Genomic DNA, 22,716 nt, shown 5'->3' with positions numbered 1-22,716 from the left:
TGCACCCTGCTTCAGCGCGCGTTCAGCGGGCGCACATCTTGCTCAAATGGTCCCCCGCCACCCGATACAAGAGGAGACCACCCATGCCTGCCCAGCCCGCTTCCATGGCCCGCACCACCGCCCGCCCGCATGCCGCCACCCCACCGATGGACCTGGTCTTCATCGAGGGCTACACCGGCCAGACCATCATCGGCATCCACGAGTCCGAACTCCACCGGCCGCAGCCGCTGGTGATCGACATCGAGGCCGGTCTGCCGCGCGCGGGCGCCTGCCGCACCGACGACATCGCCGACACGATCGACTACGGCGTCGTGCGCGACCGGCTGGACGCGCTGATGCGGGACCACGGCGTGCAACTGCTCGAAGCGCTGGCCGAGCGCATCGCGCAGATGCTGCTGGTCGAGTTCGGCGCGGCGCGGGTGCGCGTGAAGGTGGTCAAGCCGCGCAAGTTCGACAACGTGGCCGCCGTGGGCGTGCAGATCGAGCGCCAGGCCGAGCCCGCCAATACCGAACCCGACAGCGGCCGTGGTGCCCAGGTGCTGCGCTGGATCGGCTCGGGGCTGGTGCCGCAAGCGACACCAGCCCCGAAGCGCTGAACCGCCCGACGGCGCCGTCACCCGGCGCCGTTCGTTCAACTCAGGCGTGCGCGGCGAACGGGTGGGTGGCCGAGGCCTTGCCCGCCACCACCTGGGCCGGCGTGGGCAGGCCGGCCACGGCCCGCTCCAGCGCTTCCTTGGTGGCCGCGTAGTTGTAGTCCTGGATCTTGGCGTCGTCAGCGGCCAGCCAGTGGATGAAGACCCCCACCGAGATGAAGAGGTTGTCGGCCTCGTCCATCGGGATCGTGCCGGCTTCCAGGCAATCGGCGACCGCCATCGCCACGCCGCGCTGGGCGGGGCCGAACATCTGCACGGCCTGCTTGGCGCCCTTGATCGTGACCTTGTTGAACATCACGGTCGCCGGCTTGGTCAGCAGGTTCGGCGCCACCACCGCCAGCAGCGAGGTGAAGCCGTCCTTGTTGTTGGTCAGCGCGTTGGCGAATGCGGTCTCGGCGGCGCTGCCGCGCGGGCCGATGATCAGGTCGATGTGCGCGACTTCGTTGCCGTCGCCCACCAGGGATTCGCCCACCATCATGCGATCGATCTTGGCCATGTTGTTTCGTCTCCTGAGTAGAACTGGGAAGGAACTGAACGGGTGCCGTGCTGCGCCGAAGCGGCAGCACCCCTGCTCTCTAAACACGTTCCGTGCCACCCCGGCCGGTGTCGGCCCGCACGGTCAGCGCCGCCAGCATCAGCGTCGCCACGGTGAGATCGGCGCTGGTGCCGGGGTTGATTCCCGCGGATTTCAGGGCCTCGTCCCACGCCAGGAAGGCCGGATCGGCGTCCAGGCGCTCGCCGGCAGCGGCACGCGCCGACCAGCGCTGCGCATCGTTCAGGACAATCTGTGCCAGTGCCGGGCCGTGCTTGCGGACAATGTGTGCATCGAGGTCCGAGGCCAGCCAGGCGAGGAAGACCCGCTGGACAGTCTGCGGCGACACGGCCCGCGCGGCGCCGCCGGCGTGGCCACGCCAGGCGGTCAGGCCGAGATCGAACAGCGCCGCACCGCCATCGCGGTACTGGGCAGCGATGCGGTCGCGCCCGGCGGCCAGGACCATGGCCTCGCGCAGCGTCACCGTGGGCGACTGCCGCACGTCCTGCGCCTCCGTCGCGCCGAGTCCGCCCGGATTCGCCTGCACGATGGCCCGGAACGCGGCGGCGGCGTCCTCGACTGTCAGCGTGGCCATCGTCTGCGCCAGCGCCTGCCGCAGACGGGCCTCGTCCACGGGCGCGGTCAGGCGCTCCGCCGCCGCCGCGATCGGCGCGCACAGCAGCAGGATGCCGAGGTTGGTGTTGCAGCCCACGCGGGCCCAGGTCGCCGCGACCGCCCGCTCGATGCGCACGCCGACCGGCGCCCCCGGCTGACACAGCGCACCGGCACAGGCCTCGGCACTGTCGAGGAAGGTCCGGGCATGCATGCCGTGGCCGGCAGAGTGGACGCTGACATTGCCCGGCTTGCGCACGGCCACGTCCCAGGCGCAGGCGTCGAGGAAGGCGCGCCGGAGGCTGCTCATGCGCGGCGCGCGGCCCGCCGCGGCACCGCGGCCGCCAGCTTGCGGTCGATCAGGTCGTCCACGAGGGCGCGGGCGATGTTGAACGGCGTCACCCGCTGCAGCCCGCGCCAGGCGGCCACGCCGTTGACTTCGAGCACCTGGACCGCGCCGCCACCCAGACCACGGCCCGGCGACGGGATCAGGTCGATGCCGGCGTAATCCATCTGCAGCGCCGCGCTCGCCGCCTCGGCGAGGCGGGCCAGGTCGGGTGTCAGCTCGGCGGCCTCGGTGCGGGCGCCCTGCGCGACGTTGTGGATCCAGTGCTCGCTCACCCGCCGCATCGCCGCCACCGCCCGCCCGCCGATCACCAGCACGCGCCAGTCGAACCCCGGCCCCGGATCCGCGGACGGCACGAAGCGCTGCAAATAGGCCAGCCGCCCGAAGTCCGCGAGGTCGGGCAGCAGGCGGTGTTCGCCGTGCGGCGTGCCGTCCACGGCGCCCACCTGCTGCAGCCCCTTGCCCTGCGAGCCGAACAGCGGCTTCATCACCAGCGCGTGGCCCGCCGCGCCCTCGCGCACCGCGGTGCGCCGGGCCCGTGCCGCCGACTCGGTCGCCCAGGTCGGCGGCGTGGGCACCCCGGCCGCGTGCAGCAGCAGGCTGGTCATCGACTTGTCCACGCTGCGCTCGATGGCGCGCGCCTCGTTGTAGACCGGCACGCCCAGCGCCTGCAGCGCGTGCAGCACCCCCAGCCGCTTGGTCACCTGCTCGAAGCTGCCACCGGCCACGCCGCGCACGATCGCCGCATCCGGCAAGCCGCGCCCGTAGCCGGGGATCACCAGGCCATGCGCGCTGGCCGTGGTGTCGATGTCGCAGTCGGCGAGGTCCACGCAGCGCCCGACCGCACCGCGCGCCCGCAGCGCCTGCTGCAACTGCCGGGTGTGCCAGCCGACCTCGTCGGTCAGGATCGCGACACGCATCGCCGCTCAGCCCGCCGGCTGGCGCCAGTCGGCCAGCAGCAGGTCCAGGTTCATCGCCCCGGCGTGGAAGGTCTGGCCGCTGTCCAGGTGGCTGACCCAGACCTCGGCGGGCGCGAACAGCGCCGGGTCGATCCGGTAGAAGTCGTGGTCGGCGCGCTGGAAGATGTCGGCGAACCGGGTGCCGTAGTCGCGCGAGCACGACGACGGCAGCTGCAGCGCCAGCGCACGCGCCGCCGCCAGCTCGCCCCGCACGCGCAGGTGCACCTGCCCGCCGTAGAGGATGGCGTCGTTCGTGCGCCCCATCGCCTGCACACCATCGGCCACCGGCGACGGCAGCGGCGCGCAGGCGGCCCCCTCGGCGATGTCGCCCAGGTCGAAGCCCAGCGTGTGCGCCTTGTGCAGCGCCACCTCCAGCACGCGGGCGACCACCTGCGCGGTGCCGGCGAGGCTGCGCGTCGGCGTGAGGATCAGCGTCAGCCCGTCGGGAGCCAGCCCGCAGTCGCGCAGCACCTTGTCGATGACGACCTGCGGCGGCGGCCGGTCCACCTCCAGCACCAGCACGCCGCGGTCGCTGTGGTCGCGGTAGCCGAGTTCGGCGAACAGCGGCTCCTTGACCGCCAGCGCCCGCGCCGGCCCGGAGCCCAGCGCGAAGAACTTGCGCCCGCCCGTCTCCTCCTTGCTCGCCGACAGGCTCCAGCCCGCGTACTGGCTGCCCAGGCAGGCCAGCACCGGCTGCGCGCTCGACACCTCGATCCAGCTCGGCCACGGCGAGACGCCGCCCGCGCGCTGGTGGACCGCTCCGAGCGCGCCCAGGCAGATCTCGCCGATCAGCAGGCCGGCGGCGGTGCTGCCCGGCGCCTCGATCCCGGCGTCGATGAGGGTCACGCCGGACGCGGTGCGTTCGACCCGAACGCCGAATTCCTGGACCCGCGCGGTCAATGCCGCCAGCGGCGCGGCAGCCAGTGCGTTCAGGCTCAGGGAACAGCCGGCCAGCGGCGGCGATGTCATCGTCATGTCCACGTCTCCAGAAACTCATCCAGCGCCGTCCGCTGGTCAACCAGTGCGCGCTGCACGGCGTCCGCGCTGTCGCCTTCGACCTCGATCGAACACAGCGGATCACCCGCCTCGAACCCCTGCGGCCCGGCGGGCAGGTCATGCAGCCCGAGCGCGGCGGCTCGCTGCTGCAGCGCCCGCACGCCGGATGCGCCGAGCACGCAGGGCCGCGCCAGCCGCACGATCTCGAATCCCCGGAGGTGCGGGCCACGCAGCCGCTGCACGGCTGGCTCGTCGGGCAGGCGCCCGTGGACACAGGCCGCGACCACCGCGCGCATCAGCCCGCCCGCAGCCCCATACAGCACCAGGCTGGCGGACAGCCGGGGGTTGATCTCCAGCACCAGCCATTCGTCTTCACCGGTGTCCGCCTCCGCGTCACCGCGCTGCAGCAGGTCCAGGCTCGCCAGCCCGCGCAGATCGAATTCGCTGGTCAGCCGGTCGGCAAGGCCCTGCAGCCGCGTCTGCTGCCGCCCGGTCATCGGCAGCGGCCCGATGAGGCCGCCGAAGCGCCACGGACAGTCGGCGTCCGGGTGCAGCAGGGGCTGGTTCAGGCCCAGCAGCGCCGCCCGCTCGCCATTGCCGAGGAAGGTGAGCGACACCGGCGCCGCGTCGGGCACGTGCCGCTGCCAATAGCGGCCGGGCGATGGCACGCAGGGCGCCTGGTCGGCGGGCCGGACCTGCTGGCCGCCACTGCTGGCGAAGTCCTTGCAGAGCCAGCCGGTGCCGGTCTGCGGCGCCAGGGACACGGCGGGATGGGCGATGCCGCGGGCGTCGAGGGCCGCGAAAAAGGTGCGCGGGTCACGCACGCGGGCCATGGCCGCCGGCGCGGTGCCCAGCAGCGGGCGGGTGTGCAGCGCCGTCAGCGCGTCGGGGGTGTCAAAGCCGCTCGTGACCAGCCACGGCGCGCCACCGCCGACGTCCGGCAGCGGCGCCAGCGCGTGCCACGCGGTCGCCGCAGCGCGGGTGTCGGCGTCCCCGAACTGGTCGACCGCCACCACGTCGAACCCGTCGCGCCGCGCCGCTTCGGCGGCAGCGCGCACCGACAGGCCCGCGATCACCAGCCGCGCGGGGAGCGTCATGCGGACGCCGCGAGGTGCGCCCGCGCCACCTCGAAGGCCTCGGTGAAGCTCAGCACCTGGGGTTCGGTGGCGCCGTGCATGCGGCGCAGCAGTTGCTGCTGGGTCTGGTACTTGACGTTGCCGATGGTCAGCGCGCCGATGCCGACCGCGCCGCGCCCCGGCACGCCCTCCAGCGGCCGTGCGTTGTCCATCACGCCGACACCGGCCACGCCCGCCGGGGGCACTGCGTTGACGTCGGCCACGACCCGCAGCACCTGCGCGCAAGCCAGGTCCTCGCCCGACACCACCTGCACGCCGGCTGCCGCGCACGCCAGCACCACGTCCGCCTCGGCGATCGAGGCCCGCACGGCGGCCCGGTCACCGCCGCTGACACCGTCGAGCGTGACGCCGAAACGTGCCCCCGTCTCGCGGGCGGCCGCGTCGGCCACGTCGATGCCGTTGCGGCTCGACAGGCCCACCCGGGCGCCGGCCTGCGCCGCGATCACGCCCGCGATGCGCCCGACTGGCCCGGTGCCGCCCAGGACAACCACCCGCCGGCCGGCCAGCCCCACCCCGGTCGTGTCGAGCAGCGCCGCCTCGACGCAGGCGACCATCGCCGCCGCCGTCGTGTAGGCGCCGCTCGGGTCGGCCATCATCGACACGACGAACGGCGGCACCAGCGCCTGCTGCGCCCGCGCGAGCATGTCGGACGCCAGCAGCGCGTCGCGCCCGCCGATGAAGATGCCGGTGCGGGCCAACCCCTTCGGGCTGCGCGAGAAGATGGTGTCCTGCGTCAGGCCCGCGACCGCCTGCAGCGTCACGCCGCAGCACGGCGCCAGGATCTGGTAGCCGGCGTCGGCGGCCATGTTGATGTCGAACGGGCTCATCTGGGCGCCGGGGGTGAACATGTGGAGGATGTAGGGGCGTTCCATCGTCAGGCCTGCGGGTCGGAGGAGTGCAAGGAGGGGGCGGCATCGGCGGGCAGCCGGTGCGCGGTGGTGATCCGGGCGCCGTGGCCGAGCGGGGTGGCGATGCGCCACTGCAGGCCGTCTGCGACCACGCCGGCGGCGCAGGCGGCGTCGATCAGCGCCTGCGCGCGCGCCGCCGAGGGCAGCAGCGCGAAGCCGGTCGGCCCCCACGAACTCTGGCCGATGCCGGCGCCGAGTGCATCGGCGGCCAGCCCGTCGGCGGGCTGCTGCGCCGCGTCGGCCAGCCAGCGCATCAGGCGACCGACGGCGGGGCTGGTGTAGGGCTCGCCCTGCTGCGCGGGGGCGAAGTGGTCGCCGAGCACGGTCTGGACCGCGCTCAGCCCGGCGGCGGCACACGCAAACCCCGCGCCGGCGGCACCAGGCAGCACGCGCATCAGCGTCTCGTGGCAGATCTGCGCCGCCTTCGCCTGACCGAGCGGCGGCAGGCTGGCCAGCGCCGCCAGCTCGGCCGCCCCACTCAGGCCGCGGCAACCCGGATCAGTGACGAGCAGCACCCGCCACGCCGCCGGCAGCACCACCCGCGCCAGCAGCGGCGCGGGCGCCCCGCTGGCGAGTGGTCCACCATCCAGCAGCAGGCCGCCCAGGTCGAAACCGGCGATGCCGACCCCCGAGCGCCGGCCGCGGGCCAGCCACTGCGCGAGCAGCGCCGTCGGCAGGTCGAGCCCGTGCCAGCAGGCGAAGGCGCGGCCCACCGCCAGCGCGAGCTGCGTGCCGGAGCCGAGCCCAGCGTGGCTGGGCAGGTGGGTGTGCAGGTGCAGGTGCAGCGGCGCGTCCCGGCCGGTGCGCCGCTGCAGGGTGTGGAGGTGGGCCAGCGCCCGGTCGAGTTCCGCCGCGGGGACCTCCGGGGCGCGGCTGGCCTGCTGGCGGTCGGCCACCCCGAGCGTGACGCGGGTCGACAGGCCATCGACCGTGAGACCGAGGCTGCCGAACGGACGCCCGAGCGTGCCGGCCGGGTCCATGAACCCCAGGTGGAGCCGGGCCGGCGCCTCGACGGTGACGTGCAGACCGGGCGCATGCAGCGACGCGTCGACGACGGGCGCAGGGGCGTTGGGAGTCATGGAGCACCTGGAGACAGTGGGATTGCCGGGGTTCCAAGCAATCGGTATTCCAAATGCGGATTACCCTGAGTCCACCTCTGCGGGGACAGCCCGCGCAGCCCGGTCCCCCTCGCCATGCCCCGCAGCCTGTGCCGCGGTCAGGACAGACTGTCACCCCGCCGGCCAGGGCCGACGCTCACGGCGCCGGATTCACGGCGCCAGGAACAGCGCCGGGTCCACCATCGCCCGGTTCAGGCTGACCGACCAGTGCAGGTGCGGCCCCGTGACGCGGCCGGTGGCGCCGACGTCGGCGATGCGGTCGCCGGTGCGCACGAGGTCGCCCACCTTCACGTGGGTGGCCGAGAGGTGGCAGAACATCGTCAGCAGGCCGCCGCCGTGGTCGAGCCAGACGGTGCCGCCATTGAAGAAATAGTCACCGACGTCGACCACCCGCCCCGCTGCGGGTGCCACGACCGGCGTGCCGGTGGGGGCGGCGATGTCCATGCCGCTGTGCGGGTTGCGGGACTGGCCGTTGAAGACGCGGCGCAGGCCGAAGGAGCTGGAGCGCGGCCCCGGCACCGGCTGGCGCAGACGCAGCGTGGCGGGCAGCGGCTCGCTGAAGGTGGCGATGACCTCGGCCTGGTGCGCGCGCTCGCGCTCGTGGCGGACGAGGTTCTCGGGGGTGAGTTCGACGTGCTTCGGCGCCACGCTCAGGCGCTGCTCGGCGTAGCGCATGGGCGCCACGGTGAAGGACAGCCGCGCCGGCGCGGCCCCCTCGCGCTGCACGGTGACCTCGTCCTGGCCCGCCCGGGCACCCAGCGGCAAGCCGAGCACCGCCGTCCACTCGATCGGATCACCCACCACCAGCACCGGCACGCCCGCGTGGCGCACCGTCGGCGGCAGGTTGGAGGGGCCGAGCGACAGCGTGGCGACACCGCCCGGCACCGGGCGGGCGACCGGCAGATCAGGGGACGCGGCCAGGGTCAGGGCGGGGGCCAGCAGCACGGCGGCCAGCACGGCCGCGGACAGGGTGGAAGTCATCGCGGCATCATGCCGCAGCGCCGGGCGCAGCACCGGTCCAGTCGGTGAGCACGTCGTCGACGCGGTCGTCGTGGCGGGCACGGGTCGAGCGCGTGGGGGTGCCGGCAAGGACCCAGGCCACCAGCACCTCGCCGGGCTGGCAGAACGCCTCGCACACCTCCGGGTCGCGCACCGACGAGCCGCTGACCACCTTGGCGCCGTAGCCCAGCAGGTGCAGCGCGTTGAGCAGGTTCATCACCCCGCCGCCGATGCAGACCCACTGCTCCTCCACCGGCACATCGTCCACGTCCCCGCGCAGCCGGCCGATCACCGCCAGCAGCGCCGGGCCGTTGTGCGCGCGGCGGCGGGCGGCGGCGATCTCGGTCTCGTCCAGCCCCCGACGGTGCGCCGCGCGGGCGAACAGCGTGCCCAGCCGGTCGCGCTGCGCCGGCGCCACGGCCACGAAGCGGAACGGGTGCAGCCCCTGGTGGTCCGGCGCGCGCAGCGCGATCTGGGCGGCCAGGCGCAGGTGCTCGGGCGTGGGGGCCGGCGCCTCCAGCTGCTTCGGGCCGACCGAGTAGCGGCTGGCCAGTGCGCCGAGCAGGTCGTCGGGCGTGAGGTCGTTCATCAGGGGGCTCCGGTGCGGCCGGTGGCGGGGGTGCGTCGACGGGCGCGCATCTCCTCGCCCATGTCGGCCAGCGTCGTGGCATCCAGCAAGGTCTGCGCCTGCGGATAGGCGTGCGCCTCCTCGCGGGCGAGGTGGCCGGCGTAGACCGCGATGAACTCGGCCAGCGCCTGCGGCAGCGGGAAGGTGGTCGAGGCCGGTGGCGCGTCGGCCCACTGCTGCAGCGGCTCGCGCAGCACGGCCCAGAGCGCCTCCATGCGCCGGTGTTCTGCCACCAGTTGCTCGGCCAGCGCGCGCAGGCCGGCATCGTCGCTGGCCAGCAGCGGCGGCAGGACATGGCGCTCCTCGTCGAGGTGGTGGTGCGGTGCGGCCAGGTCGAAGTAGCGCAGCACGTCGCGGGCGGCGCTGCGCGAGGCGGCGTCGTGGCCGTGGTCGCGCACATGGGCCACCAGCCGCTGCAGCAGCGCCAGGCTGCGCTCGACCCGCTCGTGGCAGGCCTGCAGCATCTCGAAGGGCTGGTCGAAACCGACCGCGGGCGAGGCGAATCCGGGGAGCGAGGCGTGGGTCATGGCGCGTACGGACCGTGCGGGTTCACAGCGGCCAGACCTGCTTGGTCATCGCCACCGCCACGATGTAGAGCAGCACCGCCAGCGCGGCCAGCCAGGCGCCCAGCCGGACACCGCGCGTGCGGCCCCGCTTGAGCGCCACGGTGCCCAGGCCGATGTAGACCAGCAGCGCGCCGATCTTGGCCAGCAGCCAGGGTGCGTCCAGCGGGTGGATTCGCCCGACCACCAGCATGCCGATCGCCGCCGACAGCAGCACGGTGTCGACGACGTGCGGCAGCACCCGCGCCCAGCGGGCCCGCAGCGCCTCGGGACGCCCCAGCATCAGCAGGCCGCGCACGAGGAACAGCGTGGCGCTCAGGCCGACGCAGGCGAGGTGGAGGTGCTTGAAGGCGAGGTAGTTCATCCGACCGGATGATAGGGGCCCGTGCCGGCGTGGGGCGCGGCGGAGGCCGGCAGGAAGCCGCCGCTGTGGACATCGAAGACATGGACCTCGCCCTCCTCGATGACGTAGTGCCAGCCATGCAGCGCGAGCCGGCCAGCCTCGACCTGCTCGCGCACCATGGGATAGCCCATCAGGCGTTCGAGCTGCAGCACCACCGCGCGCTGCTCGGTGCGGCGCAGCGCTTCGTCCGAGGGCTGCACCGGCAGCACCGCCTCGCGGCCGAGTTCGAGCCAGACCGCCAGGTTCGACGCCCGCGCCGGCCCGCCGAAATAGAGCGCCCGGATGCCGCCGCAGTGGCTGTGGCCGCAGACGATGATGCGGGACACCTGGAGCTGCAGGACCGCGTACTCGATGGCGGCGGCCGTGCCGTGGAAGCCGGTCGAGCCGTCGTGCGGCGGCACGAAGGCGCCGACATTGCGCACCATGAACAGGTCGCCCGGCCCGGTGCCGGTCAGCAGGTAAGGCACCAGCCGCGAGTCGGAGCAGCCGATGAAGAGCGTCGTCGGGTGCTGGCCGTGGGTGACGAGGTCCTGGAACTGGTCCTGCACACCGGGGAAGGTGTGCTCGTGGAAGCGGCGCAGGCGGGCCAGCAGTTCGTCCGGCATGTCAGCCCACCGACTCCGCCGAATGCTGCGCGTGGTTCAGCCCCTCGAACAGCAGGTTGTTTTCGAGGTGGATGTGCTCCATCAGGTCCTCGCGCAGCGTGCGCAGGCCCAGGACCAGCGCGCGCCAGGTGTTGCAGGCGCCGCGTGGCATCTCCAGCCCGTGGGCCAGCGCCACCAGACGGGCCAGTGCCACGCCATGGTCGTCGTGCTCCAGGCGCATCACGCCGATCGGCATGCGCACCATCGGTGAAAAACCGCGCAGCAGCATCGGGAACAGGATCTGCTCCTCCTTCTGCATGTGCGACTCCAGCGCTTCGGTCATCGTGGTCAGGTGGTCGGCGAGTCCGGTCGGGCATTCGGGGCGGTCGGCATGAACCGTCTCGACGCGGCGCGACAGGCGGATCAGCTCGGGCAGCTGCTCGCGGTGGCGGGCGTGGAAGCGGGTCAGCAGGTGCTCGATCAGCTCGGCAGGGGACGCCTGCTGCCAGTCGCGGCCGTCGCCCGCGGGCACGGCCTGCAGCGCCTGCAGGGCCGCCACGATCGGGGCGGTGTCGAGGCTGCGTTCGGCCGCCGCGGTGCGAAGCGACTTCTTGCCACCGCAGCAGAAATCGAGCTGGTGGGTGTGGAACAGCGCGGTGGCGCCGGGGATGGTGCGGGCCAGGGTGCCGAGGGCGTCGTCGAGCAAGGGGGTGTCGGGGGTGGTCATGGGCAGGGGGCGTTTTCTGGGGGCGTGGGTGCCCGCGTTCGCGGGCATGACGGGGGTTTGGCGTGGCAGGGGGCCTACTGGAGCAGCGGGGTGTCGCTGGCGTCGAGCGGCACGCCGACCAGCCGGGCCGCGCCGGCCAGCACTTGCAGGTATTGCCGCAGCGCCGTGGCCCAGGCTTGCTGCTGCAGCGACAGGCGCACGGCCTGCTGCACCGCCTCGAACGGCGGCGTCACGCCCTCTTCCCGTTCGAGCACCTCGACCACATGCAGCCCGAAGCGGCTGTGGACCAAGCGCGGCAGCACGCCGATCTCCTGCCCGCTGAAGACGTCGCGGGCGAATTCCGGTGCGCAGTCGGCGGCGTGCAGCCAGCCGAGGTCACCGCCGGTGGCGCCGCTCGGGCAGTTCGACAGCTCGGCCGCGCGGCGGGCGAACAGGTCGGCGTCGTCGCAGCGCACCTCCAGCATCGCGTGCTCGGCCCGGTCGCGCAGCCGCTTCACATCGACGCCCGGCGTCACCGCGAACAGAATGTGCCGCAGCCGGACACGGTCGCCCTGGCGGTGGCGGTCGAGGTGGGCGGCGTAGTGGCGGCGGCAGGCGTCCTCGCCCGGTTCGGGCTGGCGCAGTTCGCGCTCCAGCAGTTGCTCGATGGCGTCGCTGGCGGCGGCGCTGGGCACACCGTCGGTGTTCGCCGGGTCGTCGAGCGCGAGCAGGCCCGCCTGCTGCGCGGCCTGGCGCAGCAGTTCGGTGCAGGCCCGCTGGCGCAGCGCGGACTCGTCCAGCACTTCGTCGAGGCCGTGCAGCGCGGTGCCGTTGACGCTGGCGATCGGCATGGATGTTTGCATGGCGGTCATGGTCATGGTGCGTTCCTCACAGCACACGCCGCGGCGTGTTGTGGCCTTCCGGCAGGTTCAGGCGGCGGGCGCGCACCAGCTGGTACGGCCGCAGCACGTAGGTGATCGACGCGAAGCCGCTCCACACATGCACCAGCCGGCTGAACGGGAACAGCAGGAAGATCGTCATGCCCAGCACCATGTGGACCTTGTACGGCCAGGCCAGCCCGATCAGGTTCGCCGCCAGCGGGCGGAAGGTGACGATGCGCTGCGCCCAGTCGGCCAGGACCATCATCACGCTGCCATCGGCATGCGACAGCGAGAACGGCAGCGTGATCAGTCCGAGCGTGAGCTGCACCCACAGGATGACCAGGATCGCGATGTCCGTGCGGTGGCTGGTCAGGCGGATGCGCGGGTCGAACAGCCGGCGCCACAGCAGCATCGACAGCCCGATGAAGCAGATGAGCCCGGCCACGCCGCCTGCGACGATGGCCAGCAGTTGCTTCTGCGCCGGGGTGATGAAGGGCTCGTACAGCGCGTGCGGTGTCAGCATGCCGACCGAGTGCCCGAAGAACAGGAACAGGATGCCGACGTGGAACAGGTTGCTGCCCCAGCGCAAGAGGCCCGCGCGCAGCATCTGCGACGAATCGCTTTTCCAGGTGTACTGGTCGCGGTCGAAGCGGGCCAGGCTGCCCATGAAGAACACCGCCAGACAGATGTACGGGTAGACGGTGAAGAAGAAGTCGTGCAGGTAGGTGTTCATGCGGTGGCTCCCGGTGGGGTTGGTGCCTGGTGTCCGGCACGGCGGACGATGTGGACGGGTTGCGGCTGTCCCGGCGCCGTGCCCGCGCCGGCCGCCCCGCTGCTGCAGCCGTCAAAGGCCACCGGCTCGTCCCAGACGGCGTCGATGGCGTCCTCGTCGGCGATCTGCACGGCGCGCGGCGGCTCGCCCGCCAGGTCGAGCAGCGCGCCCATCAGGCTGGCGTAGCGGCTCTCGCGCTTTTCCAGCGCGTTGAAGACCACATTGATCAGGTGCGCGATCTCGCCGAGGAAGGCCACCGCCTCGCGCGGCGGCTGCGTCGAGGCGAACTCCAGCACCACCGGCAGGTGGTCCGGCATCTCGCCTTCGGCCAGGTAGAGGCCCGCTTTCTCGTAGGTCTGCGCCAGGTCGATCATGGCCGGGCCCCGCTCGCGCGAGTCACCGTGGACATGCTCGAACAGGTGCAGCGCGGTGCGCCGGCCGCTGTCGAAGAGCTGCACGTAGTCGGCCTCGGCGTCGAGGTCGCTCTGGCGCGTCAGGCTGGCGATCAGCGCATCGAGTTCGGCCAGCCGTGCAGCCGGCAGCGCGCCTTCGGCATGGAGCACCTCGCGGATCTGCGGCAGGTGGGCGCGCAGCTCGGCGTCGGGATAGCCGAGCAGCCGGGCCAGCGCGCGCAGCGTGCGCGGCGCGGGCTTCGGGCCGCTCGGAAAGGGTGTCGTGAACAGGCCCATGGTCAGATCTCCGCCTGGATCGGGATGGTCCGGCGCTTCTCGCTGCCGAACAGGCTGGTCTCGCCCGTGCCTTCGGAGCAGCCGTTGCCGAAGCTGAAGCCGCAGCCGCCGCGCACGTTGAAGGTGTTCTCGGCGTACTCGCGGTGCGTGCTCGGGATGACGAAGCGGTCCTCGTAGTTGGCGATCGCCATCGTGTGGTACATGTCCTCGACCATGTCCTGCGTGAGGCCGACCTGCTGCAACACGGCCAGATTCGTCTCGCCATCGACGTGCTTGCTGCGCTGGAAGGCGCGCATCGCCAGCATCCGCTCCAGCGCCCGCACGACCGGAATCGTGTCGCCCGCCGTCAGCAGGTTGGCCAGGTACTGCACCGGGATGCGCAGCTGGTTCACGTCCGGGAGCTGGCCGTTGTGGCCGACGTGGCCCGCCTGGGTCGCTGCCGTGATGGGCGACAGCGGCGGCACGTACCAGACCATCGGCAGCGTGCGGTATTCCGGATGCAGCGGCAGCGCGACCTTCCAGTCGATCGCCATCTTGTAGACGGGGCTCTTGCGGGCCGCCGCCATCCAGGCGTCGGGAATGCCGTCCTTGCGCGCCTGCTCGATCACCTTCGGGTCGTTCGGGTCGAGGAAGATGTCGAGCTGCGCCTGGTACAGGTCCTTGTCGCGCTCGACGCTGGCGGCTTCCTGGATGCGGTCGGCGTCATACAGCAGCACGCCGAGGTAGCGGATCCGGCCCACGCAGGTCTCCGAGCACACCGTCGGCTGGCCCGCCTCGATGCGCGGGTAGCAGAAGATGCACTTCTCGGCCTTGCCGCTCTTCCAGTTGTAATAGATCTTCTTGTACGGGCAGCCCGACACGCACATGCGCCAGCCCCGGCACTTGTCCTGGTCGATCAGCACGATGCCGTCTTCCTCGCGCTTGTAGATGCTGCCGCTGGGGCAGCTCGCCACGCACGCCGGGTTCAGGCAGTGCTCGCACAAGCGCGGCAGGTACATCATGAAGGTGTTCTCGAACTCGCCGACCATGGCCTTCTGCGCCGCGTCGAAGTTGTCGAGGTTGCTGTCCACGCTGCGCTTGGCGTACTCGCCGCCGAGGATCTCTTCCCAGTTCGGGCCCCAGACGATCTTGTCCATCTGCTGGCCGGTGATGAGGCTGCGCGGCCGGGCGGTCGGGCTGGCCTTCATCTCGGGCGCGCTCTGCAGGTGGTCGTAGTCGAAGGTGAAGGGCTCGTAGTAGTCGTCGATCTCCGGCAGGTTCGGGTTGGCGAAGATCTTCATCAAGAGCTTCCACTTGCCGCCCTGGCGCGGCTCGATCGAACCGTCCGCCTTGCGCACCCAGCCACCGTTCCACTTGCTCTGGTTCTCCCACTCCTTCGGGTAGCCGATGCCGGGCTTGGTCTCGACGTTGTTGAACCAGGCGTATTCCACCCCGGGGCGGCTGGTCCAGACGTTCTTGCAGGTCACCGAGCAGGTGTGGCAACCGATGCACTTGTCCAGGTTCAGCACCATGCCGATCTGTGCGCGGACTTTCATGCGTTTTCTCCTTGGGCCTGCACGCGGGTGACGCGCTCGGCGCCAACGGGGGTGTCCAGCCAGTCGATCTTGTCCATCTTGCGCACCACGACAAACTCGTCGCGGTTGGTGCCGATGGTTCCGTAGTAGTTGAAGCCGTAGCTGAGCTGGGCGTAGCCGCCGATCATGTGGGTCGGCTTCAGCACGATGCGGGTCACCGAGTTGTGGATGCCGCCGCGCACGTGGGTGATCTCGCTGCCGGGTGTGTTGATGATCTTTTCCTGGGCGTGGTACATCATCACCATCCCCGGTTTGACCCGCTGGCTCACCACCGCCCGCGCCGCGATCGCGCCGTTGACGTTGAACAGCTCCACCCAGTCGTTGTCGACGATGCCTGCGCTCTTCGCGTCGTCCTCGCTCAGCCAGACGATCGGGCCGCCCCGGCTGAGCGTGAGCATCAGCACGTTGTCGGTGTAGGTCGAGTGGATGCCCCACTTCTGGTGCGGCGTGATGAAGTTCAGCAGGATCTCGGGCTGGCCGTTGCTGCGCTGGTTGTGCATCAGCGCGGTGGCCTTCATGTCCACCGGCGGCCGGTAGCTGCCGAAGCCTTCGCCGAACGCCAGCATCCACGCGTGGTCCTGGTAGAACTGCTGGCGGCCGGTCAGGGTGCGCCAGGGGATCAGCTCGTGCACGTTGGTGTAGCCGGCGGTGTAGCTGACCGTCTCGCTCTCGATGCCGCTCCAGGTCGGCGAGCTGATGATCTTGCGCGGCTGCGCCTGGATGTCGCGGAAGCGGATCTTCTCGTCCTCGCGGTACAGCGCCAGGTGCTTGTGCGCGCGGCCGGTGGCCTTGGACAGCGCTTCCCACGCCTTCACCGCCACGTGGCCATTGGTTTCCGGCGCGAGCTGCAGCACGACCTCGCAGGCGTCGATGTCGGTGTCGATCTTCGGCATGCCCTTGGTCACGCCCTCTTCGCGCACCAGGCCGTTGAGCTGGCCGAGCTGCGTCACCTCGACCTGGGTGTTCCAGGCGATGCCCTTGCCGCCGTTGCCGATCTTGTTCATCAGCGGGCCGAGGGCGGTGAAGCGCTTGAACACGTTCGGGTAGTCGCGCTCGACCACCGTGATCTGCGGCGCCGTCTTGCCGGGGATGAGGTCGCAGTCGCCGCGCTTCCAGTCCTGCACGCCCATCGGCTGGCCGAGTTCGGCCGGCGAGTCGTGCATCAGCGGCGTGAGCACCACTTCCTGCTCCACGCCGAGGTGGCCGACGCAGACCTCGCTGAACTTCTTCGCGAAGCCCTTGTAGATCTCCCAGTCGCTGCGGCTCTGCCAGGCCGGGTCCACCGCCGCCGACAGCGGGTGGATGAAGGGGTGCATGTCGCTGGTGTTGAGGTCGTTCTTCTCGTACCAGGTCGCCGTCGGCAGCACGATGTCCGAGTACAGGCAGGTCGTGCTCATGCGGAAATCGAGCGTCACGAGCAGGTCGAGCTTGCCTTCGGGCGCCTTGTCGTGCCACTTGACCTCGGTGGGCTTGGCGTCCTGCGGGCCCAGGTCCTTGCCCTGCACGCCGTTGCTGGTGCCCAGCAGGTGCTTGAGGAAGTACTCGTGGCCCTTGCCGCTGGAGCCCAGGATGTTGGAGCGCCAGACGAACATGTTGCGCGGCCAGTTCTGCGGCGCATCCGGGTCGTGGCAGGCCAGGTCGATCGAGCCGTCCTTCAGGCCCTGCACGGTGTAGTCCTTCGGATCCACGCCAGCAGCGCGGGCCGCCTTGGCCACCTGGATCGGATTGACATTCAGTTGCGGCGCCGACGGCAGCCAGCCCATGCGCTCGGCGCGCACGTTGAAGTCGATCGCGCTGCCCTGGAACGCGGCCTTGTCCGCCAGCGGCGAGAGCACCTCGTCCATGCCGAGCTTCTCGTAGCGCCACTGGTCGGTGTGGGCGTAGAAGAAGCTGGTCGAGTTCTGCTGGCGCGGCGGGCGGATCCAGTCGAGCGCGAAGGCGAGTGCTGTCCAGCCGGTCTGCGGGCGCAGCTTCTCCTGGCCCACGTAATGCGCCCAGCCGCCGCCACTCTTGCCGATGCAGCCGCACATCATCAGCATGTTGATGACGCCGCGGTAGTTCATGTCGGCGTGGTACCAGTGGTTCATCGCCGCGCCGATGATGACCATCGAGCGGCCTTCGGTCTTCTCGGCGTTTTCGGCGAACTGGCGCGCCACCGCGATGACCTGCTCGCGCGGCACGCAGGTGATGGCCTCCTGCCACGCCGGGGTGTAGGGCGCGTCGTCGTCGAAGCTCTTCGCGCCGGTGCCCAGACCACGGTCGATGCCGTACTGGCCGGCCTGCAGGTCGAACACGGTGGCGACCAGCGCGTGGCGTTCTTCACCGGCCTTGCCCAGACGCAGGCGCACGGCCGGCACGTGGATGCGCCGCACGTCGCTGCCCTGGTCGTTGCCGGTGAAGTGCGGGTTGACCACGCCGCCGAAGTACGGGAAGCCGACCTCGACGATCTCGTGCGCCTGCGCGCCGCCTTCGCCGTGTGCATCCTCCAGTACCGAGAGCTTGAGCTTCACGTCCGTGTCCGTGCGGGCTTCCTTGTCTTCCAGGTTCCACTTGCCGGCATCCGCCCGGCCTTCCGGGCCCCAGCGGAAGCCGATCGAACCGTTCGGCAGCACGGCCTTGCCCGCCGTGTCGAACGCAACCGTCTTCCAGTCCGGGTTGTTGGCCTGGCCGAGCTTGCCGTTGAAGTCGCTGGCGCGCAGCAGCCGGTCCGGCACCAGCACCGTGCGGCCGTCGTCCAGCGCCTGCTCGCGCAGCATCACCAGCATCGGCAGGTCGGTGTAGCGGCGCGCGTAGTCGTCGAAGTACGCCGCGCGGCGGTCGAAGTAGAACTCCTTCAGGATCACGTGGCCCATCGCCATCGCGAGCGCGGCGTCGGTGCCCTGCTTCGGGTGCATCCACAGGTCGGCCAGCTTGGCGACCTCGGAGTAGTCGGGTGTCACCGCCACCGTCTTGCAGCCCTTGTAGCGGACCTCGGTGAAGAAGTGCGCGTCCGGCGTGCGCGTCTGCGGCACGTTGGAGCCCCAGGCGATGATGTAGCTGCTGTTGTACCAATCGGCCGATTCGGGCACGTCGGTCTGCTCGCCCCAGATCTGCGGGCTGGCCGGCGGCAGGTCGCAGTACCAGTCGTAGAAGCTCATGCACACCCCGCCGATCAGGCTGAGGTAGCGGCTGCCGGCGGCGTAGCTCACCATGCTCATCGCCGGGATGGGCGAAAAGCCGATGACACGGTCGGGGCCGTGCTGCTTGATGGTGTGGACGTTGGCGGCGGCGATGATCTCGTTGACCTCGTCCCAGCTTGACCGCACGAAGCCGCCCAGGCCGCGCACCTGCTGGTAGTCGCGCCGCTTGGTCTCGTTGGCCATGATCGACGCCCAGGCATCGACCGGGTCGTGGTGCAGCCGGGCCTCGCGCCAGTGCTTGAGCAGCCGGGCGCGCACCATCGGGTGCTTCACGCGGTTGGCGCTGTAGAGGTACCAGGAGTAGCTCGCGCCGCGCTGGCAGCCGCGCGGCTCGTGGTTGGGCATGTCCCAGCGGGTGCGCGGGTAGTCGGTCTGCTGGGTTTCCCAGGTGACGATGCCGCCCTTGACGTAGATCTTCCACGAGCACGAGCCCGTGCAGTTCACGCCGTGGGTGGAGCGCACGACCTTGTCGTGGGCCCAACGGTTGCGGTAGGCGTCTTCCCAGGTGCGGTCTTCGCCCGTGGTGCGGCCGTGGTCGCCGGAGAAGGCTTCCTTCGGTTGCGCGAAGTGATTCAGACGATCAAGAAAGTGACTCATGGGGTTGGTCCTCTTCGTTCTTCAGGCGTTCTTCAAGGGTTCTTCACGTAGGCGTTGGCGCGCAGGTAGAACCACCAGTTCAGCACCAGGCACAGGGCATAAAAGATGGCGAAACCGGTCATCGCGGTCTGCGGCGTGCCGGCCTTGATCTGGGCGCCGATCACGACGGGGGCGATGAAGGCGCCGTAGGCGGCGATCGCCGAGGTCCAGCCCAGCACGGGGCCGGCCTGCTGGCGGTCAAAGATCACGCCGATGGTGCGGAAGGTCGAGCCGTTGCCGATGCCGCTGGCGGTGAACAGCACGATGAACAGCCACATGAAGGTCGAAAAGTAGACCTCCGGCGTGGCGGACTGGTAGGCCTGCAGCATCACCTGCCCGACCCAGACCGAGGCGCCCACCATCACGGCCGAGATCACCTGCGTGACGATGGAGCCGCCGACCTTGTCCGAGATCCAGCCGCCCACCGGCCGCACCAGTGCGCCGACGAAGGGGCCGATCCAGGCGTAGGTCAGCGCGGATACGGCGTTCGGGTTCTTCAGCGTGTGCTGCAGCACGCCGTTGGCATCCGGCACGTGGCTGATGCCGAAGATCACCGTGATCGACAGCGGCAGCGCCATCGAGAAGCCGATGAACGAGCCGAAGGTGACGATGTAGAGCAGCGTCATCGACCAGGTGTGCTTGTTGCCGAAGATGGCGAACTGCCTGGCGATGTTGTCCTTCATCGTGCCGAAGGCGGTGAGCTTCATCACCATCAGCGTGCTGACGACGATCAGCGGCATCGCCAGCCACATGTTCAGCACGCCCAGCCCGGTCGGCTTCGGCAGGTAGAGGTACAGCCCGAGCCCGGCCGGCACGAAGGACAGCGTGTACAGCCAGATGATCTTCAGGAAGGCCGGGACCGTGCCGCCGATGGCCGGCGAGACGGTGGTCAGGTTGTTCATGCCGAACCAGCACAGCACCGACAGCGGCACCAGCGACAACACCCAGGCAAAGCCGGCGTTCTGGATCCAGGTCGGCGTGCCGGCCACGATCTTGCCGAGGATCCAGCCGCTGTCCTTCACCAGCGTCATCGGCTCGCCACCGACGCTGCCGAGCAGGCCCACCGTCATCACCAGCGGGATGACGATCTGCATCGTCGTCACGCCGAAGTTGCCCAGGCCGGCGTTCAGGCCGAGCGCGGTACCTTGCAGCCGCTTCGGGAAGAAGGTGCTGATGTTCGACATCGACGAGGCGAAGTTGCCGCCGCCCACCCCCGACCACAGCGCCATCAGCTGGAACGCCCACAGCGGCCAGTCCTTGTGCTGCAGCACGATGCCGGTGCCGATGGCCGGGGCCAGCAGCATCGCGGTCGTCAGGAAGATGGTGTTGCGTCCACCGGCCAGGCGAATCAGGAAGGATGCCGGGATGCGCATCGTGGCGCCGGACAGGCCGGCGATGGCGGTCAGCGTGAACAGCTCGGCCTGGGTGAACGGGAAACCCAGGTTGAGCATCTGCACCGTGATGATTCCCCACATGCCCCAGATCGCGAAGCCGCACAGCAGCGCGGGCACGGAGAGCCAGAGGTTGCGGTAGGCGATCTTCTTGCCGGTGCTGTTCCAGAAGGCGTCGTCTTCCGGACGCCAGTCGGTGAGGTCGGTCTTGTGCATGGGAAAGGGTTCTCCGGAAGAGCGGGTGTCCGCGTGATCAGCGTGATCAGCGTGCGAACGAACGCGACAGGGGCGAGGCGGGGGCGTCCTGGCCCATGACCGGGGTGCGGCGCACTTCGGTCCAGTACATCCAGATCAGCGAGACCCAGACCACGCCGTAGAGCAACATGAAGGCGCTGGAGCGGATGCCGGTGAAGTCCATCAGCACGCCGAACAGGATCGGCAGGATGAAGCCGCCCATGCCGCCGGCCAGGCCGACGATGCCGCTGACGGTGCCGATGTTGGTCGGGTAGTCGTCGGCGATGTACTTGAAGACCGAGGCCTTGCCGAACGCGAACGCGATGCCGAGCACGAACATCAGCGTGGTGAAGGCGTAGACGTTCAGGCCGAGGTGGAAGGTCTTCGGGCCGGTGACGGTGAGCACGGTGAAGTCGGTCTGCGGGTAGCTCAGCAGGAACAGGCAGACCCAGCTCACCCACATCACCCACCAGGTGACGCTGTGCGCGCCGTACTTGTCGCTCAGCCAGCCACCCACCGCACGCAGCACGCCACCGGGCAGCGAGAAACACGCCGCCAGCAGCGCCGCCGCACGGATGTCGAGGCCGAACTCGCCGATGTAGTACTGCACCATCCACAGGCTCAGGCCCACGTAGCCGCCGAACACGATGCTGTAGTACTGGCAGTACTTGATGACCTTCGGGTCCTTCAGCGCCCGCAACTGGTCCGAGAACCGGGTGTTGCTGGGCACGAGGTGCGCCGGATCGCTGGCGCTGAACAGCCAGAACAGCACCAGCGCGCCCAGCATGATGGCGGCGTAGACCTGCGGCACCATGGTCCAGCCGAAGGCGACCACCAGGGCCGGCGCGATGAACTTGTTGACCGCGGCACCCGAGTTGCCAGCGCCGTAGACGCCCATCGCGAAGCCCTGCCGGTTCTTCGGGAACCAGCGCGCGACATAGGGCGTGCCCACCGAGAACGAGCCGCCCGCCAGACCGACGAACAGGCCGATGACGAGGAAGTGCCAGTACGCGGTGGCATAGGCCATCAGCCAGATCGCCGGCACGGTGATGGCCATCAGCACCGTCATCACGATGCGGCCACCGTACTTGTCGGTCCAGATGCCCAGCGGCACGCGGATCAGCGAGCCCGTCAGCACGGGGGTGGCCGTCAGCAGGCCGAACTCGGTGGCGTTGAGCCCGAGCGTCTTCTTCAGCGGGATGCCGATGACGCCGAACATCATCCACACCATGAAACACACGGTGAACGCCAGCGTGCTGACCAGCAGCACCGACAGCGCCTGTCCCTTCTTGGTCATGTCCTGTCTCCACCCCGATCGATTTCGGGGGCTGGAGTGACTTTAGAAAGGACGGTGGTGGCGGGGCATCCTTCTGTGGAATGCGTCACGCGGTCCGGGAGAAGGATGCCACCACACGCGGCATCGTCCGGAAGAACTACCCGGCGCGCGGATCGCGGCGGGCTTGCCCCAGATCAAGGCAAGGCCGCGACGGATCAGGACAGTCCGTGTCCGCTGGCGAGCACGGCCGCCTGCACGCGGGAACTCATGCCGAGCTTGCGCAGGATGTGCTGGACATGGATCTTGACCGTCGTCTCGGCGATCGCCAGCTCGCGGGCGATCTCCTTGTTGCTGTCGCCCCGGGCGATGCCACGCAGGATGTCCAGCTCGCGCGGTGACAGCAGCGCCAGCGGGGAGACCGGCCCGTCGGCCAGCAGCAAGGGAGCGGGCCGGTCCGCCGACACCGGCTCGCCGGCCGAACGGGCATCGGCCCCGCGGAAGGCCGCCACCAGCTTGCCCGTCATCTCGGGCGACACGACGCTGTCGCCCCGCATGGCGCGCCGGATCGACGACGCCAGTTCGTCGCCCTCGATCGTCTTGAGCAGGTAGCCGCAGGCCCCGCCGCGCAGCGCTGCTGCCAGGTCGTCGCCGTCCTCGCTGACGGTCAGCATCAGCACCCGGGCCCGCGGCGCCGCCTCGCGCAGTGCCGGCAACGCATCGACACCGTTCACGCCGGGCAGGTGGTTGTCGAGCAGGACCACGTCCGGCTGCAGCTCCTGCGCGCGGCGCTGCGCCTGACCGGCGTCGGCGGCATCGCCGACCACCTGCAGCTGCGGATCGCGCGACAGCAGCGCCGTCAGGCCGCGGCGGAACAGCGTGTGGTCGTCGACGACCAGGATGCGGATCGGCAGGGTCGGTTCGGGGAGGGTCATGGACATCCT

Annotated in this window: 22 protein-coding genes; 1 reads left to right on the top strand and 21 read right to left on the bottom strand. The window is 70.5% G+C overall.

Annotated elements, in window-relative coordinates; all coding sequences use genetic code 11:
- Positions 1-83 precede the first annotated feature (83 nt).
- Complete coding sequence (locus BDD16_RS15520) at positions 84-596, top strand: dihydroneopterin aldolase (RefSeq protein ID WP_310732896.1); 513 nt, start codon at positions 84-86, stop codon at positions 594-596.
- A gap of 40 nt (positions 597-636) precedes the next feature.
- On the opposite strand, the gene fae is transcribed toward BDD16_RS15520, so the two are convergent.
- The 21 genes from fae to BDD16_RS15415 form a co-directional block, all read right to left on the bottom strand.
- Positions 637-1,149, bottom strand: coding sequence for a formaldehyde-activating enzyme (gene fae, locus BDD16_RS15515; protein WP_179634783.1), 513 nt, complete (start codon positions 1,147-1,149; stop codon positions 637-639).
- 79 nt (positions 1,150-1,228) lie between these two features.
- The gene (locus tag BDD16_RS15510) at positions 1,229-2,107 is read right to left on the bottom strand and encodes a triphosphoribosyl-dephospho-CoA synthase (RefSeq protein WP_179634782.1); all 879 of its coding nucleotides are present in this window, start codon (positions 2,105-2,107) and stop codon (positions 1,229-1,231) included.
- On the bottom strand, positions 2,104-3,063 hold the full coding sequence (locus BDD16_RS15505; RefSeq protein ID WP_179634781.1) for an ATP-grasp domain-containing protein: 960 nt from the start codon (positions 3,061-3,063) through the stop codon (positions 2,104-2,106). The genes BDD16_RS15510 and BDD16_RS15505 overlap by 4 nt, the downstream gene beginning before the upstream one ends.
- Before the next feature lie 6 nt (positions 3,064-3,069).
- Positions 3,070-4,077: a methenyltetrahydromethanopterin cyclohydrolase gene (mch, locus tag BDD16_RS15500; RefSeq protein ID WP_179634780.1), complete on the bottom strand. Its 1,008-nt coding sequence runs from the start codon at positions 4,075-4,077 to the stop codon at positions 3,070-3,072.
- Positions 4,074-5,195, bottom strand: coding sequence for an ATP-grasp domain-containing protein (locus tag BDD16_RS15495; RefSeq protein WP_179634779.1), 1,122 nt, complete (start codon positions 5,193-5,195; stop codon positions 4,074-4,076). The genes mch and BDD16_RS15495 overlap by 4 nt, the downstream gene beginning before the upstream one ends.
- A complete protein-coding gene (locus BDD16_RS15490) occupies positions 5,192-6,106 on the bottom strand; it encodes an NAD(P)-dependent methylenetetrahydromethanopterin dehydrogenase (protein WP_179634778.1) in 915 nt (304 codons plus the stop codon). Before BDD16_RS15490 ends, BDD16_RS15495 begins: the two co-directional genes overlap by 4 nt.
- Before the next feature lie 2 nt (positions 6,107-6,108).
- Positions 6,109-7,221 (bottom strand): GHMP family kinase ATP-binding protein, encoded by a 1,113-nt coding sequence (locus BDD16_RS15485; RefSeq protein ID WP_179634777.1) that lies wholly within the window; start codon positions 7,219-7,221, stop codon positions 6,109-6,111.
- A 189-nt stretch (positions 7,222-7,410) separates the two neighbouring features.
- Positions 7,411-8,241, bottom strand: coding sequence for a peptidoglycan DD-metalloendopeptidase family protein (locus BDD16_RS15480; protein ID WP_179634776.1), 831 nt, complete (start codon positions 8,239-8,241; stop codon positions 7,411-7,413).
- Positions 8,242-8,248: 7 nt separating this feature from the next.
- The gene (locus BDD16_RS15475) at positions 8,249-8,848 is read right to left on the bottom strand and encodes a nitroreductase family protein (RefSeq protein WP_179634775.1); all 600 of its coding nucleotides are present in this window, start codon (positions 8,846-8,848) and stop codon (positions 8,249-8,251) included.
- Positions 8,848-9,414: a hemerythrin domain-containing protein gene (locus BDD16_RS15470; RefSeq protein ID WP_179634774.1), complete on the bottom strand. Its 567-nt coding sequence runs from the start codon at positions 9,412-9,414 to the stop codon at positions 8,848-8,850. The genes BDD16_RS15475 and BDD16_RS15470 overlap by 1 nt, the downstream gene beginning before the upstream one ends.
- A gap of 22 nt (positions 9,415-9,436) precedes the next feature.
- A complete protein-coding gene (locus BDD16_RS15465) occupies positions 9,437-9,814 on the bottom strand; it encodes a SirB2 family protein (RefSeq protein ID WP_179634773.1) in 378 nt (125 codons plus the stop codon).
- Positions 9,811-10,458 (bottom strand): carbonic anhydrase, encoded by a 648-nt coding sequence (locus BDD16_RS15460; protein ID WP_179634772.1) that lies wholly within the window; start codon positions 10,456-10,458, stop codon positions 9,811-9,813. The genes BDD16_RS15465 and BDD16_RS15460 overlap by 4 nt, the downstream gene beginning before the upstream one ends.
- A gap of 1 nt (position 10,459) precedes the next feature.
- Positions 10,460-11,164: an iron-sulfur cluster repair protein YtfE gene (gene ytfE / locus BDD16_RS15455; protein ID WP_179634771.1), complete on the bottom strand. Its 705-nt coding sequence runs from the start codon at positions 11,162-11,164 to the stop codon at positions 10,460-10,462.
- 74 nt (positions 11,165-11,238) lie between these two features.
- On the bottom strand, positions 11,239-12,021 hold the full coding sequence (locus BDD16_RS15450) for a peptidylprolyl isomerase (protein WP_179634770.1): 783 nt from the start codon (positions 12,019-12,021) through the stop codon (positions 11,239-11,241).
- A gap of 10 nt (positions 12,022-12,031) precedes the next feature.
- The gene (narI, locus tag BDD16_RS15445) at positions 12,032-12,757 is read right to left on the bottom strand and encodes a respiratory nitrate reductase subunit gamma (RefSeq protein WP_179634769.1); all 726 of its coding nucleotides are present in this window, start codon (positions 12,755-12,757) and stop codon (positions 12,032-12,034) included.
- Positions 12,754-13,485 carry a nitrate reductase molybdenum cofactor assembly chaperone gene (gene narJ / locus BDD16_RS15440; protein ID WP_179634768.1) on the bottom strand — a complete coding sequence of 244 codons (732 nt, stop codon included), beginning with the start codon at positions 13,483-13,485 and terminating at the stop codon, positions 12,754-12,756. Before narJ ends, narI begins: the two co-directional genes overlap by 4 nt.
- A gap of 2 nt (positions 13,486-13,487) precedes the next feature.
- The gene (gene narH, locus BDD16_RS15435; RefSeq protein ID WP_179634767.1) at positions 13,488-15,020 is read right to left on the bottom strand and encodes a nitrate reductase subunit beta; all 1,533 of its coding nucleotides are present in this window, start codon (positions 15,018-15,020) and stop codon (positions 13,488-13,490) included.
- Complete coding sequence (locus BDD16_RS15430) at positions 15,017-18,835, bottom strand: nitrate reductase subunit alpha (protein ID WP_179634766.1); 3,819 nt, start codon at positions 18,833-18,835, stop codon at positions 15,017-15,019. The genes narH and BDD16_RS15430 overlap by 4 nt, the downstream gene beginning before the upstream one ends.
- Positions 18,836-18,867: 32 nt before the next feature.
- Positions 18,868-20,481 (bottom strand): MFS transporter, encoded by a 1,614-nt coding sequence (locus BDD16_RS23215; RefSeq protein WP_179634765.1) that lies wholly within the window; start codon positions 20,479-20,481, stop codon positions 18,868-18,870.
- Between the two features lie 46 nt (positions 20,482-20,527).
- Complete coding sequence (locus BDD16_RS23210; protein ID WP_179634764.1) at positions 20,528-21,796, bottom strand: MFS transporter; 1,269 nt, start codon at positions 21,794-21,796, stop codon at positions 20,528-20,530.
- A gap of 194 nt (positions 21,797-21,990) precedes the next feature.
- Positions 21,991-22,713 carry a response regulator gene (locus BDD16_RS15415; protein WP_218897828.1) on the bottom strand — a complete coding sequence of 241 codons (723 nt, stop codon included), beginning with the start codon at positions 22,711-22,713 and terminating at the stop codon, positions 21,991-21,993.
- Positions 22,714-22,716 lie beyond the last annotated feature (3 nt).

It is taken from the genome of Sphaerotilus montanus (assembly GCF_013410775.1).
Taxonomy (GTDB): Bacteria; Pseudomonadota; Gammaproteobacteria; order Burkholderiales; family Burkholderiaceae_C; genus Sphaerotilus; species Sphaerotilus montanus.
The sequence above is the reverse complement of the archived record's forward strand: the minus strand, read 5'-3'. Positions and strand labels throughout refer to the sequence as shown.